Source organism: Streptomyces sp. XY431 (assembly GCF_001279805.1).
In the GTDB taxonomy this organism is placed as follows: domain Bacteria; phylum Actinomycetota; class Actinomycetes; order Streptomycetales; family Streptomycetaceae; genus Kitasatospora; species Kitasatospora purpeofusca.
In genome coordinates, this window is the sequence record NZ_LGDO01000278.1 from 1 (window position 1) to 913 (window position 913).

Annotated in this window: 1 protein-coding gene; it reads left to right on the plus strand. The window is 74.2% G+C overall.

Annotation, left to right across the window (positions count from 1 at the left end; genetic code table 11):
* The coding region (locus ADK60_RS23470) for a ketoacyl-synthetase C-terminal extension domain-containing protein (RefSeq protein ID WP_199839733.1) at positions 1-913 on the plus strand (913 nt) is incomplete at both ends.

Consider the following 913-nt stretch of genomic DNA (forward strand, 5'->3'; position numbering starts at 1 on the left):
GGCTCGGCGGTGAACCAGGACGGTGCGAGCAACGGCCTGACGGCGCCGAACGGTCCGTCGCAGCAGCGGGTGATCCGGGCGGCGCTGGCGGACGCGGGGCTGTCCGCGTCCGAGGTGGACGTGGTGGAGGCGCACGGCACCGGTACCACGCTGGGCGACCCGATCGAGGCCCAGGCGCTGCTGGCCACGTACGGTCAGGACCGGCCCGCCGAACGACCGTTGTGGATCGGCTCGCTGAAGTCCAACATCGGCCACACCTCGGCTGCCGCCGGTGTGGCGGGGGTCATCAAGTCGGTGCTCGCCCTGCGGCACGGCGTGATGCCCAAGACGCTGCACGTGGACGGCCCTACGCCCGAGGTGGACTGGTCGGCGGGAGCCGGGCGACTGCTGACGGAGGCCCGTGCGTGGGACGACACGGGACGTCCGCGCCGGGCGGGTGTGTCCTCCTTCGGCGTCAGCGGCACCAATGCCCACGTCATCCTCGAACAGGCCCCGGCCGACCCGACAGCCCCCGCGGACACGCTCGTCGACGGGCCCGGGACGCCGGAGACCGCACCTGCCGCCGTCCCCCTGCTCCTCTCGGCGCGCACTCCGGAGGCGTTGGGCGCCCAGGCTGCAGCGCTGGCGGCCCGGATCGGGGACGGGTCGGGTGTCCGCGCCGCGGACGTGGCCTTCTCGCTGGCCACGGGCCGCAGCGCGCTGGGACACCGCGCGGTGCTGGTGGGCACGGAGGAGGACCTCGCCGAGCACCTGACCGCGCTGTCGCAGGGTGCGGCGGTGTCCGGAGGTGGGTTGGTCTCCGGTCGTTCGGTGTTGGTGTTCCCGGGTCAGGGTTCGCAGTGGGTGGGTATGGCGGTGGGGTTGTTGGCGGGGTCGGAGGTGTTCGCGGGGCGGATGGCGGAGTGCGAGCGGG